The sequence below is a fragment of the Streptomyces sp. DH41 genome (genome assembly GCF_029813785.1).
In the GTDB taxonomy this organism is placed as follows: domain Bacteria; phylum Actinomycetota; class Actinomycetes; order Streptomycetales; family Streptomycetaceae; genus Streptomyces.
This window is the reverse complement of record NZ_JARVKY010000008.1, coordinates 156,591-170,345: the sequence shown is the minus strand read 5'-3', so window position 1 is coordinate 170,345 and position 13,755 is coordinate 156,591. Positions and strand designations below refer to the sequence as shown.

Annotated in this window: 8 protein-coding genes and 2 pseudogenes; 8 read left to right on the top strand and 2 right to left on the bottom strand. The window is 68.1% G+C overall.

Annotated features, from left to right (window positions below):
• The first annotated feature begins 167 nt into the window (after positions 1-167).
• From QC283_RS15910 to QC283_RS15890, 5 genes and pseudogenes are all read left to right on the top strand, one after another.
• Entirely contained in the window at positions 168-1,730 is a 1,563-nt protein-coding gene (locus tag QC283_RS15910) for a GH39 family glycosyl hydrolase (RefSeq protein WP_279562155.1), read from the top strand.
• Between the two features lie 665 nt (positions 1,731-2,395).
• On the top strand, positions 2,396-4,633 hold the full coding sequence (locus QC283_RS15905) for an MMPL family transporter (protein WP_279562154.1): 2,238 nt from the start codon (positions 2,396-2,398) through the stop codon (positions 4,631-4,633).
• A gap of 94 nt (positions 4,634-4,727) precedes the next feature.
• Entirely contained in the window at positions 4,728-5,915 is a 1,188-nt protein-coding gene (locus QC283_RS15900) for a sensor histidine kinase (protein ID WP_443032613.1), read from the top strand.
• Positions 5,912-6,589, top strand: a pseudogene (locus QC283_RS15895) (response regulator). Before QC283_RS15900 ends, QC283_RS15895 begins: the two are co-directional and overlap by 4 nt.
• Before the next feature lie 168 nt (positions 6,590-6,757).
• Entirely contained in the window at positions 6,758-6,913 is a 156-nt protein-coding gene (locus QC283_RS15890) for a hypothetical protein (protein ID WP_279562152.1), read from the top strand.
• A gap of 840 nt (positions 6,914-7,753) precedes the next feature.
• Here the strand turns inward: QC283_RS15890 and QC283_RS15885 are convergent.
• Positions 7,754-7,957, bottom strand: a complete 204-nt coding sequence (locus QC283_RS15885; RefSeq protein ID WP_279562151.1) for a hypothetical protein — start codon at positions 7,955-7,957, stop codon at positions 7,754-7,756.
• A gap of 572 nt (positions 7,958-8,529) precedes the next feature.
• Here QC283_RS15885 and QC283_RS15880 point away from each other — a divergent pair.
• Positions 8,530-9,120, top strand: coding sequence for a TetR/AcrR family transcriptional regulator (locus QC283_RS15880; RefSeq protein WP_279562150.1), 591 nt, complete (start codon positions 8,530-8,532; stop codon positions 9,118-9,120).
• Positions 9,121-9,126: 6 nt separating this feature from the next.
• Here QC283_RS15880 and QC283_RS15875 read toward each other — a convergent pair whose 3' ends face one another.
• A complete protein-coding gene (locus QC283_RS15875; protein WP_279562149.1) occupies positions 9,127-10,149 on the bottom strand; it encodes an SMP-30/gluconolactonase/LRE family protein in 1,023 nt (340 codons plus the stop codon).
• Between the two features lie 174 nt (positions 10,150-10,323).
• On the opposite strand from QC283_RS15875, the gene QC283_RS15870 reads away from it, so the two are divergent.
• Entirely contained in the window at positions 10,324-12,132 is a 1,809-nt protein-coding gene (locus tag QC283_RS15870; protein ID WP_279562148.1) for a flavin-containing monooxygenase, read from the top strand.
• An 870-nt stretch (positions 12,133-13,002) separates the two neighbouring features.
• Positions 13,003-13,686 (top strand): annotated as a pseudogene (locus QC283_RS15865) (DUF5655 domain-containing protein); the annotation flags it as partial.
• Positions 13,687-13,755 lie beyond the last annotated feature (69 nt).

The following is a 13,755-nucleotide window of genomic DNA, read 5'->3' as shown; positions in this document are numbered from 1 at the left end:
GGGGGTCCGTATGCTGAGGGCTGAGCGGCCTCTGGTGCGCTCCAGGGGGGATGACATGAACGTGACATGACCAGCGTGTCACCCGCGGCGTACTCGGCCATCACCGATCAGCCTTACCCACCTGCCTCAATGGTCCTTATGGCTCCCGGAAGTGAGGTTGCGTCCAGATGCGGACAACCAGAAGGCGCCCCATCAGGCTGGGGTCGACAGCGACAGCGATCGCCGCACTCCTCGTCACTACGTCGGTTCAGTCCGTCGCGGCGCAGGCCGATGAGCCGCACGCGTCCATCTCCTCAGCGAAGGTATCAGTCGATTTCGGCTCGCAGCAGGGCGAACTGCCGCGTCCGGAGCGGCTGAACAACTTCGGCAACGTCACGGCATGGCCCAAGCAACGTGCCGACGACGTGGAGTTCCTGAACAAGCAGGGGCTGCACGGCGACGTCTACCGCGTGTGGGTCAGCAGTCCCAATGCCTCCGCCGCGGACAACGTCTTCAACCAGTGCGACCTCAAGACCCGGGCCTGCGACTTCTCCAGGCTAGACGCCTATCTCACCGAGGCGAGTACGGTGTCCGACTCGCTGCTGATCAACCTGAACCCGACGGACTTCGTCGAGGGCAAGAGGCCGATGCAGGACTTGGAGCCGATGCTCGAACTGATCCTGCAGAGGATCAAGGAGAAGTACCCGCGCGTCAAGTACGTCGAGGCGTTCAACGAGCCGGACTGGCAGTTCCACGGTCAGCAGCGCCAGCAGGGACGCCCGGCGGACCAAACGACGTTGCAACCCGGCGATCTGTACCGCTTCTACGAGCCGTACTACGAGGCCGTCCATCAAGTCAACAGGCACCTCCGGCGTGCGGACCGGCTCCAGCTCGGCGGACCGGCGCTGATGTACATGGACCCGAAGTGGATGAAGCCCTTCCTCGACGACTTCGCAGCCGACAAGGACCCGCACAAGCGTCTGGACTTCATCTCCTACCACGCCTACCTCTCTTGGGACGACAACTACCAGGTTCCGACGATGTACAACGGTGACCTGAGAGTGGTGGCGACGCAGCGGGAGACCCTCCGCGGATGGCTGGAGGAGCGCCGCATCCGCCGGGACATCCCGAGCTATGTCACCGAGACGGGCATCTATCCCGGTCCGGCCTACGACGACACCGATCCCAAGAAGGACTACATTCGGCAGGCGGCCGGCATGGCCACTTACGGCTACCTGTTCGCGAACCAGCCGGACACCTACATGTTCAACTGGTGTGTCCGGCACCGCGTCGAGGAACGCAAGGACCAGTTGGTGACCCGCACGCCGTACGGACCGGCCGCCGATACCTTCACTCCGTATGGGAACATGCTGCTGATGCAGTCGAGGATGAAGGACACTCGGGTGCCCGCTGTCTCGAAGGACAGCCTCGAGGGGGACAACGGCGTCTACGCGCTGGCGTCGAAGGACCGGACCGGCGCGTCCCTCATGGTCTGGAACTGGCAGCACGTGAACGACCGCAGTTACCGGGCCACCATCGACATGTCCCGGATGCCGTCGGACCTCAGGCACGGTCCGGTCCGCCGGCTCATGTACCGGATCGACCAGACGACGAGCAACTACTTCGCCGATCCAACCAAGGCAGAGCTCCAGCTGGTCGACAAGAGGGTCATCAGGCCCGGCAGAACCCACACCGAGATCGTCGACTTGCCGCCCAACGCGATCTATCTGATCGTCCTGGAGCGCGTGTAGACAAACCGGCGGGCGGGGCGGGCCGCTCAGCGTGGTGGAGGCGGGCGTAGGCGCCGAGTCTGGCGGCGAGGCATTCGGGGCGCCCATGGTGGCCCGGTCGACTTCGACGAAGGCTCGCAGCATCGAACTGCCCCCACCACCGTCGTCGGCGTGGTGCCGGTAGAAGAAGAGGGCGTCGGGGATGACGGCCTCACCCCCTCCGAAGGGAGTGAACCTCGGGGAGCCAGTCCAGGGGGAGGCTCGTCTCCCCGTTCCCGGGCGCTCTGGACGAACACGGGCCCGGCCTCGGGCACCGTCAGGGCATGTCCGACGCGCAGCCGGGCGGCGGTGCGGTCGGACACTGTCCGCGATGGTCGCCAGTTGCGCAGTTCGGGCCACTCGGAGGCGATCTGCGTCCCGTACTGGTGAGGAACCGGCAGCGCATGCGACTGGCCCGGGCAGCGTTGCCCCGTCCACCACCCCCTCCCGATCCGACCCCCTCAGGCTTCCTCAGCCCAGTGGTCATCCTCAGGTAGGAGAACGACGTCGTCGTTCTGCACGAGGATGGCCCACGCCTGCTGCGTAGCCACGAGGACCAGGTCACTGCACTGACACGATGCCCCGGCAGCACTTGGAAGGAGAGCCTTGGTACCTACCTGAGAACAGACTTTGGAGAGACCTTTCTCGTGGCTACCTTCCTTTACAGACTGGGCCGCACCGCCTTCCGGCGGCGTTGGCTGGTGACCTTGCTCTGGGCGGTGGTCCTCGGCGGTGTCGGTCTCGGCGCCGCCCAGGCCCCGGCCGCCGGTGACGACGGCACGTCGTTCATGCCCGGCATCGAGGCCCAGAAGGCGTTCGACCTGATCGGTGAGCGATTCCCCGGCTCGGATGCCAAGGGGGCCAACGCCCGCATCGTGTTCATCGCCCCCGGCGGGGAGAAGGTGACGGCCGAGGACAACCGCGTCGCCATCGACGAGCTGGTGTCGACGGCGGCCGAGGGCTCTCAGGTGGACAGCGCCGTCGATCCCTTCAAGGCCGGCGCGGTCAGCAAGGACGCCTCGATCGCATATGCCACGGTCACCTACAAGGTCAAGGCTGACGACCTGACCGACGCCAGCAAGGACAGCCTCGAGAAGGCCATCGAGAAGGCTCGGGGCTCGGGGCTCACGGTGGAGGTGGGCGGCACGGCTCTTGCCTCGCAGCCGGCCGCGGGAGGCTCGGCCGAGGCGATCGGCATCGCGCTGGCCGCCGTCGTCCTGCTGATCACCTTCGGCTCCCTGGCCGCGGCCGGGCTGCCGTTGCTGACCGCCGTCATCGGCGTCGGCGTCAGCATGTGCGCGATTCTGACCCTCGGCAGCGCTCTGGGGCTGTCCATGACGACCGGCACGCTCGCCTCGATGCTCGGGCTCGCGGTCGGCATCGACTACGCCCTCTTCGTGGTCTCCCGCTACCGCGAGGAGCGCGCGCACGGCCACGCCCCGAGGGAAGCGGCGGGGCTCGCGGTCGGCACAGCCGGTTCCGCCGTGGTCTTCGCCGGCCTGACCGTGATCATCGCGCTCGCCGGCCTGTCCGTCGTCGGCGTGCCGATGCTGACCAAGATGGGCCTGTGCGCCGCCGGAGCGGTCGCCATCGGCGTCCTGGTCGCCCTGACCCTGGTACCCGCCCTGCTCGGGATGTGGCCGAACGCCGTCCTGTCCCGGAAGGTCCGCAAGACAGGTAAGCGGGGCGGCGGCACCGGATCCCGTTCCGGGTCCGCTGTCAACGGCGGGACCCGGTGGGCGCGCTTTGTGATGAGGCGGCCCGTGGCGGTCATTGTGCTGAGTGTGGCCGGTCTGGGGGCCCTGGCGCTGCCCGCCGGCCAGCTGGAAATGGGCATGCCCGGCGATGAGGCGAAGCCCACGTCGACGACGGAGCGACGTGCCTACGACGCGCTGGCCGACGGCTTCGGTGCGGGCTTCAACGGCCCGCTGACCATCGTCGCCGACGTCAGGGGAGCCACTGACCCGCAGGCGGCTGCGGCCGCGATGGCCGACCAGATCAAGTACACCGACGGCGTCGTGTCCGTCACGCCCCCGCGGTTCAACGAAGCCGGCGACACCGCGCTCTTCTCCGCGGTCCCGGCCACCGGCCCCAACGAGGAGGCCACGAAGGACATCGTCCAGACCATCCGGGCGGAGCGCCCCGGTCTGGAGGCGGACACCGGTGCGACCTTCGAGGTCACCGGTAGCACCGCGATGAACATCGACGTCGCCCAGGCCCTGAAGGACGCCCTGGTCCCCTACCTGGCCGTCATCGTGATGCTGTCCCTGCTGCTGCTCCTGGTGATCTTCCGGTCCATACTCGTGCCCGTCAAGGCGGCTCTCGGCTTCCTGCTGTCGGTACTTGCCGCGCTTGGCTCGGTCGTCGCGGTCTTCCAGTGGGGCTGGGGCGCCGAACTGCTGGGCGTCGAGCAGACCGGCCCGATCATGAGCCTCATGCCGATCTTCCTAGTGGGCATCGTGTTCGGCCTGGCCATGGACTACGAGGTCTTCCTCGTCGCCCGTATGCGCGAGGCGTACGTCCACGGCGAGCGCCCCGGCCAGGCGGTGGTGAGCGGCTTCAGGCACAGCGCCCGCGTCGTCGTCGCCGCGGCCGTGATCATGATGGGAGTCTTCTCAGGCTTTATCGGGTCCGGAGAGTCCATGATCAAGACGATTGGGTTCGGTCTCGCTGTCGCGGTCCTCTTCGACGCCTTCGTCGTCCGCATGGCCCTGGTGCCCGCCGTACTCGCCCTGCTGGGTGACAAGGCGTGGTGGCTGCCCCGGTGGCTCGACAAGGCGCTCCCCCGAGTCGATGTGGAGGGCACCGGGCTCACCTCACAGGCTCAGGCGCCGACCCCGACGCTCCATGAGGCTCACCCGCGGGAATCGGCCCGCACGTTCTGAGACGAATCAGGCGCAGACGCGCCGCGGTGCCGTGCATCGGTGCCGCGGCGCTTCTGTCACCCTGAACCGGCTGGTCTCACCTCGGAGTATGACGATGAGTGCACGATGGAAAAACCGCGCCGCTGACCGTCCCTACACGGTTCAAGTGGCGACTACGGGCTTGCTGCTCGCCTTCACCGTGGGCGGTGTCTTCCTCACCCGGGCGGTCGCGGCCGAGGAGCCGCTCGTCCTCTGGCCCGGCCTGGTGCTGTCCGTCCTGGCCTGCGCGGCATTGCTGCTGCGCCGCCGCAGCCACCCGCTTCTCGTACTTCTGGTGACCACGGTATGCATCATGGCCGAGGGGTTCCTGGGGTACCTCATGACGCCGCTGCTCATGGGGCCGATGCTGCTCGCGCAGTACACCGTGAGTCTGCGTCCTGATCGTAGGACCACCTGGTACACCGCCCTGGCAGCCGCCGCCGGAATCGCGCTCGCCGGCTTCATTACCACAGACTTTCCGCACGAGTGGATCATCGGCTTGGTCAATCCGGCGGCCTGGGTCCTGATGGTCGCCTCCTTCGGCAGCTACGTGCGCGTTCGCCGCGAGTACGCCGTCGCCCGCGCCGAGCATGCCGCCCAGGAGCGGGACGAGGAGGCACGCCGGCGGGTGATTCAGGAGCGCATGCGCATCGCACGCGAACTGCACGACGTGGTCGCCCACCACCTCGCGCTCGCCAATGCCCAGGCCGGCACCGCCGCCCATCTGGCCCGGACCCGTCCCGACCAGGCCATCGCCATGATCGAGAAGTTGCCGGAAGTGACCGCCGCGGCCCTCCGTGAGCTCAAGGCCACCGTCGGCCTGCTGCGTCAGGAAACCGACTCGCAGGAGCTGGCTCCCGCACCGGGCCTCGACCAGCTGCCGCAGCTCGTCGAAACCTGCGCGTCAGCGGGCCTGGACGTATCCGTCAGCACCGAGGGCCAGCCACAAGCACTCACGCCCGGCCTGGACCTCACGGCATACCGGATCGTCCAGGAAGCACTGACCAATGTCACCAAGCACGCCGCCACACGCTCCGCACGGGTCCGGCTGGACTACACCGCTCACTACCTGACACTCACCATCACCAACGAAGCCGGCTCACCTCCCTCGGCTGCTGCCGCCTCCCGTGGCTTCGGACTGCTCGGCATGCGCGAACGTGCCTTGTCGGCAGGGGGAACGTTCCACGCCGGCCCGCGGCCCGGAGGCGGTTTCGAAGTCGCCTGCGCGCTTCCCCTTCCCAGCTCCGAGGAGAGCACCTCATGACCATCCGCGTTCTGCTCGCCGACGACCAGGCGCTGCTCCGGGCCACCTTCCGCATCCTTATCGACTCCGACCCGCACATGACGGTCGTAGCATAGGCAACTGACGGGCAGCAGGCCGTGCAACTGACCCTCGAGCACCACCCCGACGTCGTCCTCATGGACATCCGCATGCCGGGCACCGACGGACTGGCCGCCACTGCGGACATCTGCGCCCGGACCGAGCTGTCGAGCACCCGGGTCCTCATCCTCACCACGTTCGAGAACGACGAGAATGTCGCCGTCGCCCTGCGGTCCGGGGCGAGCGGATTCCTGGGCAAGGACGTCGGCCCCGACGTCCTGCTGGCGGGCATCCGCACCGTGGCGGCGGGGGACTCCCTGCTCTCCCCTACAGCCACCCGGGCATTGATCACCCGCTTCCTGGCCGCCCCGGCCGACCACGTGCCCCTCACCGCGCCAGAGCGTCTCACCCTGCTCACCGAGCGTGAACGTGAGGTCATGGCACTGGCTGCGCTGGGCAAGTCGAACCATGAGATCGCCGACCAGCTGGTCCTCAGCCATCTGACGGTACGCACCCACATCTCCCGCGCGATGACCAAGCTCGACGCACGTGACCGGGCTCAACTGGTCGTGATCGCCTACCAGAGCGGCCTTGTCCGACCGAGCCTCGGCGGTTGACCGGCCCCTCGCACGTTGTTGCCCGGTCGCCCCGATGACACGGCCGTGCTGCGCTACATGGGGCGTACTGTCCCGCCCGCCCGGGCGTCGGCCGCCGCGTTCGCGGGGGTGCTGGTGCCAGCGGTGGGCGGGCATCCGTGGACGGGGCGCACGTGCACTGCCGGTGGGATGCGCGCAACGTTCCAGCCGTCACCCTCGTTCCCCCTGGTGATAGTTGACCTGGACGTCGCCCGCGACGGGGTCGGCTGCTGGCGCCACCCGGTGCGTCTGCCCCGTCCTCGCCTCGACCCGGCCCTGGACGAGGCGCCGTTGTTCGATACGTGACCCAGATCCCTTTGTGCAGGTGCCGCATAGCCGTCTCGTCTTACCCGTGCAACCGACAGCGCAGCGCTGCGGCTGGCCGTACCGTGCAGGACGTCGGCAGTGACTGCGATGGTCTGAGCTGCACAGTCATGGTCGGGTGAGCAGGCCGTGGTCGGGATGGCGCAATAGTGTGAGGGTGAGAGCCTGGTGGCAAGCAAAGGCTTCATGCGTCTGGTGAGGTGCAGAACCGCTCTGCGTTGCGGACTGGCAGTCTGGCGGCTGCGGCTGCGGCGGCCTGCTCGGGTAAAGGATCCACCGATGTCGGTTCCCAGACGCTGGTCGCGTTCCTAGAGGGTAGGTGGGAGTTCAAGGGCGAGAGTGGTAAGGGGGCTGGGTCGACGTATTCGACGATGCAACGTATCTGGTGTTCGGAGGGGATGGATCCGAGTGGTCGGAACAGGGCACGTGGGAGTTCATCGAGGGCGGTGGCCTCTCCTACGCGGCGGAAGAGCGAGTTCCGTACATCCTCCGTCACATGCCGGAGAAGGCCGAGGATGCCCTCGGCGGCCCCTACACCGAGGTGGGGGGCTGATCGACAACGGTGGGCAGGGATCGGGCTATCCGCGGTTGTAGGTCACCGGTAGGACGAGGTCGTGCTCGCATTCGCCCAGAACGGTGAGGGAGAGCCGTGAGTCATTACCTGCCCCTGGGCACCGGGTGACGAGGCTCCTTGAGGTACGGGGCCGCAGGGGTTCGTCTGCCGAGGCCAGGTTCGTGGTGTGTCGGAGTTCGTAGACGTTGGAGCGGTCCGCGTTGACGGCGTAGAGGTGCTCCTCGGCGGAGACGGAGCAAGCGATGGGGTCACCGATGACGGTCCAGGTCTTCGCGGACCGTTCTGTTTCTGGAGTTCCCGCTGATGGTGTCGGTGGTGTTGGGCTTCGTGGGGCTGGTGAAGACCCGCTCGGTATATTTGCGCAGCACGGTCCAGACGCTGGGTTTGCCGGTGTACTCCTGTGCCTGCCTATCGGCGTTGATGCGATAGAGGTGGCTGGCGGTTGCGACCACGACGCCGGCTCCGCCGCCCCGGGGCTGTGCTATCTCGGGCTTGGTCGATGCGGGTGCGGACGATGCCGGGGCAGGTGACGACCGCGGCGTGTGCCGGACTTCCACCGGAGCCATCGGGCCGGTGTGCAGGGAACTCGGTCCCGCGGGTGCCGCGCTCTGCTGGACTTGCCGGCGGGGTCGCGGTCTCGGGCTGGTCGTTCGAGTTCTGGAGCCGGCTAGCGATGATGAGGACGGAGACCGCGATGGCCGCCCACTGCGCAGTTGCCGGGAGCGGATCGTTCGAGGCCGGCGGGTTGTCCGCGAACAAGCCCTCTTCTTCGCCGTTGCTGTTCGTAGGCTCCGGAGTTGAAGCCGGAGCCGGTCCTCATGCCTGGTCTCGATCGGCGCCGGCTTTGTCCTGGACGGACCGCGATGGTGGCGCAGCATTCGGTGCTGGTGCTGGTGCTGGTGCTGGTGCGGTGGCAGGGGAGGGGGCGTTGACCATGGCGGCAGCTTGGAGACGGCGTGCCTCCTGGAGTGTGGCGCTTCTGGTGCGGGCGCGATGCGGCGCCTTGCGGGAGTACCCTCTTCGCGTGACACGACCTCTGTCTGACGAACAGCCCTCCGGCAATCAGGGACGTAAGGTCGCCGCTCGCAACCGGGCCGCTCTCATCGCCGCAGCCCGGGAAATTTACGCGGAGCACGGTCTGGACGCACCGTTGTCCGCGATCGCGCGTCGTGCCGGCGTTGGTCAGGGTGTGCTGTACCGGCACTTCCCCGACCGGGCCGCCATCGGCACAGCGGTGCTGGAAGAGAATGTCAGGCAGATCGAGAAAGTCGCGGCGGCGGACGCCTCGGACATCGTGAGAATTCTGGGTGTGCTCACCTGGCATGTGACCGAGTCGACGGCCTTCCTGGGCATTCTCCACGCGCATGGTGCATCCAGCCGCTCTGGTGCCCTCGCGTATGCCGCCGCGCTGTCGAAGCGTGTTGAACAGGCTGTGCGGGCACGCATGCCGGGCGGTCACCGGCTCGCTGGCCATCCTGATGACCTGATGATCGCCATCGCCATGGTGTCCGGGGCTGCCACCGGCCCCACCCGCGAGCACCGGGAACACCGGGCACGGAGGGCCTGGCGGTTGCTGGGCGTCGAGGTGGGGCCGGTGCGGCCTTACGAAGAGTGACCGGGGTCAGCCGCCATTGGACTGCCGTACTCCCTCCGCGAGCGCGTCGAAGGCGTACAGGTAGCCTCCGTCCGGCCCGCTGACGGTCATGTAGGCCCGGGTCCCGCCGGGCGTGATGGCCACGTTGGTCGCCGATTCCAGCCCGGCGGCGGCATGGCCCGGGAGCTCCACGGTCGCCAGGCGTTCGCCGTTCTTGCTGTAGACCGCCATCGCGGGTCGGCCGTGCAGTCCCTGGTAGAGGTTGCCGTCGGCGTCCACGGCGATGGAGTCGGTCTGCGCGATGCCGCCGTCGACCCGGATCGCGGTGTGCCGGGAGGCCACGGTCCCCTCCTCGTCCAGGAGAAGGTAGGAGATGCGGTTCTGCGTCAGCTCGCTGAACCACAGTCCTCGGTAGTCCGCGTCGAAGGAGATGCCGTTCGGCGCGGCGAGGCCGTCCGCCAGGACGGTGGTGTCCTTCCCCGAGCGGTCGATGCGCACCACGCGTCCCTTCGCCTCGCCCTGCGACATGCCGCGTGAGTCACTGACGTACAGGTTGCCCTTCCGGTCGAAGGCGAGGTCGTCGGGATTCATCGGCGCGCCGTCGACCTCGCCGGAGAAGAAAGTCCGGGGATCGCCGCCGTCCGGGGCGAGGCTCACGATGTCGCCGCTGGAGAAGTCGGTCAGGTAGATCCGTCCGTCGTACGGGCTGATCTGGGCCGACGTGTAGTTTCCCCGGTCGTCGGTGTGGAACCGCTCGGACGTCTTCTTCCGGACATTCACGCGCAGCACCTTCGGCTCGCCGGCCGGGGCGGTGACGTCGACGACGAGCAGTTCGCCGTCCTTGTCGAAGACCGGCCCCTCCAGCAGCGTCATCCCGGTCTGCTCGTGCGGCTGCGTCAGCCGCATGACCTGCTGCGCGCGGAGAGTCCGGTCCCCTCCGGCGGCGCCCGGGTCCGCCGGGGCGCCGGCCGTCTGCGTACCGCATCCGGTGAGGGCCAGCACAGTGAGGCCGGCGAGCCCGGCGAGCGGGCGGATCGGGAGTCGTCGCATGCGAATCACTCTTCCTGTCCGAAAGTATGCGGAAGCAACCTGGAGGCCATCCGGACAACGCTGTCCGGTCCTTGTTACCGTAGTGCATGGCTGCTCAAGTCCCATGCCCTGTATCTCAGTTCATGGGCGAGGTGGCTTCCTGGCAGCGAACCGGAAGGAACGAGGTCCCCCCACATGGCACATTCACAGGAGCTGACTCCCGAGGAACTCGCGGGGCTCAGGGAGCGGTACCGGGCCGAGCGGGAGCGGCGTGTGCGCCCCGACGGCACCCGGCAGTACCTCGGTGCCGACGCCGAGTTCGGCTACTACGCCGCCGACCCCTACGCGGACGAGCCGGCCGCACGCGAACCGGTACGGGACCGGGTGGACGTCGCGGTCGTCGGCGGCGGCTTCGGCGGCATCCTCGCGGGGGCACGACTGCGGCAGCGGGGCATCGGCAGCGTCCGCGTGATCGAGAAGGGCGGTGACTTCGGGGGCACCTGGTACTGGAACCGCTACCCGGGCATCCACTGCGACATCGAGTCACACGTGTACCTGCCGCTGCTCGACGAGACCGGTTACGTGCCGGAGTGGAAGTACGCGCCCGGCGAGGAGATCCGTCGGCACGCGGTGCGGATCGCGGAGAAGTTCGACCTCTACGCGGACGCCCTGTTCTCCACGGCGGTCACGTCACTGACCTGGGACGACACGTCCGAGGCGTGGATCGTCACGACGGACCGGGGTGACAAGTTCCGGGCGACGTACGTCGTCACGGCCACCGGCACCCTGACCGAGCTGAAGCTGCCCGGCATCCCCGGCATCGAGAAGTTCGAGGGCCACACCTTCCACACCTCGCGCTGGGACTACGCCTACACCGGCGGCACTGCGGACGGCGGCCTGACGGGCCTCGCGGACAAGCGCGTGGGCATCGTGGGCACCGGTGCCACCGGCATCCAGGTCGTCCCGAAACTGGCCGAGGACGCTCGGCACCTCTACGTCTTCCAGCGCACTCCCTCCACGGTGGACGTGCGCGCCAACCGCCGCACCACCGCCCAGGACGTCGGCGCCGACCACCACGGCTGGGCGACCGAGCGCCGCGACAACTTCCTGCGCATCGTCTCGGGCGAGAGCGCGGAGGAGGATCTGGTGGCGGACCGGTGGACCCGGTCGGCCGGTCTCCTGGAGAAGCTCCTGCCGAGCTTCCGCCGGCCTGGCGACCGGGCGGCCTTCGAAGCCGCCTACGAGGTCGCGGACGCCGCCAAGATGAACGAGATCCGTGCCCGTGTCGAGGAGATCGTCACCGACCCGGACACGGCGGACAGGCTCAAGCCCTGGTACCGGTACGCGTGCAAGCGCCCCACCTTCTCTGACCTGTACCTCCAGGCGTTCAACCGGGACAACGTCACCCTCGTCGACACCGCCGACACCCATGGCATCGAGCGGATGACCGAGCGCGGCGTCGTGGTCGGCGACAGCGAGTACGAACTGGACTGCCTGATCTTCGCCACCGGCTTCTCCGTCGGCGTCTCCGGCATCCACTCGGGCCGGCTGCCCGTGCGCGGCCGGGACGGCACCCTGTTGCGGGACGCGTGGGCCGCGCGAGGACCGCGCACGCTGCACGGCTTCACCAGCAACGGCTTCCCGAACCTGATCCAGCTGGGAGGGACGCAGAGCGCGGCAAGCGTCAACTTCACGCATGTCCTGGACGAGCACGCCGTCCACGCCGCGGCACTCGTCGCGGCCGCCGAGGCGAAGGGCGCCCTCATCGAACCCTCCCGCGAGGCCGAGGACGCCTGGCTCGCCACCCTGGCCGAGGACGCCCCCGACCACGCGTGGTTCCACGCCGAGTGCACCCCCGGCTACTACAACGGCGAGGGACGCGGCCGGCCGAACGGCCCCACCGCCTACCCCCACGGAGCCTTCGCCTTCCACGCGCTCCTGAAGCAGTGGCGTGCACAGTCCATGGGCGAAGCGCTGCAGACCAGGAGGACTGTCCAGCTGTAGGGAAGGTCTTCGGACCACCGTCCGTCTAGGTGCGCCGCTCACCGGGCTGCCGGTGAGCGGCACGGGGTGACGCCGAAGGTAAGGAGCAGGATCGCTGCGACCAGCTCCTCCGGTTGTGACACACGGTCGAGGATGGCGAACCGGTCCACCGCCGCGGTTAGCGGGCTGCACCACCGAGCTGAGGCGACCCCAGCCACCCCAGTGACACAACAGGCAATGTGGGGGCAGAACCAGCACCCACACCGAGGACGGTCCTTGGAGCGCGAACGAATCGGTCATCCTCGCAGGGGGGCGGCGTCATTCGGCTGTCTCCTCTTCCTGCTGGACGCCGGATGATGGTGCGAGTATCCGCGTGAATGTCTCGGCGATGGCGACGATGTCTACGGTGGGTTCGTGCATTCACCGAAGCTGTAGGCCGTCCAGGAGCGCCAACATCGCCCTGGCCAGATGGTCGGCCGGTTCGTCAGCCCGGATGACGCCAGCCACCGTGGGCCTTCGTGGAGCCACGCACGCCGCAGGGTTTGGAGACGTCAACGTGATGCCGACTGCATGCTTCGTCCCTAGCCAATGTCACTGCCGGTATCAGCAACGACAGTCACGCTCGGGTTTGTAGAGCAGGCGCTTAGAAGGCACGTGCTCTATCCACTGAGCTACGGGGGCTGACCTGCGTAAACGCAGCTTCCGGAATCTGTCCCCCGGGTCGCGGGGGACACATGGGGGAATCGCGGATTCCCGGTGACCGGGGGACGCGAGCGCTCCCGGATCGGGCAGTACGTAGGGTCTCACACTATCTTCACGCCCCCGAAGGCTTTCGCTGAAACAATGCCGCACCCCGTCGGCGTTGGTGATCTTCGAGCCGAGGAGGGGAAGGTGTCGGGCCTGAAGCTGTTCCGCACGGACACGACGAACAGCGGCATGACGGAGGTCATGCCGCGTCTTGCTGAGATCGAGGCCGATGTGCAGGGCCTTGTCGAGGCGCACATGGAGACGCTGCTGGGCGTCCGGTTCCTGGCGAGCGAGTACAGCACGGGGCCCGCCCACGGGGGCCGGATCGACTCGCTCGGGCTGGACGAGAACGGATCGCCGGTCATCATCGAGTACAAGCGCGCCACGGACGCCGGCGTCATCAACCAGGGCCTGTTCTACCTGGCCTGGCTGATGGACCACCGGGCGGAGTTCGAGCACCTGGTCCGCGACCGGCTCGGGGTGACGGCCGCGTCCCAGGTCCTGTGGAGCGGACCACGCCTGATCTGCATCGCCGGCGACTTCACCCGCTACGACGTGCATGCCGTGCGCGAGCACCGGAGGTCGATCGACCTGGTTCGCTACCGACTCTTCGGCAGGGACCTGCTCGGGCTTGAGACCGTGGCCTCCGTGAGCGGCGGCGTGCAGGTGGCCCGCCGGGCACGGCGCCAGGCGGTTGCCCAGTCGGCGGCTGATGTCCAGGGCGCGGCGATGCGCGAGTTGGCGGGTGCGGTCGACGAGGTCCTGCTCGGGCTCGGGGACGGGGTGAACCGGGTGGAGCGCAAGACCTACCGGGCGTATCAGCGGCTTGTTCTCGCTTAACGACGGTGTCGCTTACCGTCTGAGGTACCACCTGACCTGCTCGTTTGTTTGTTGCAC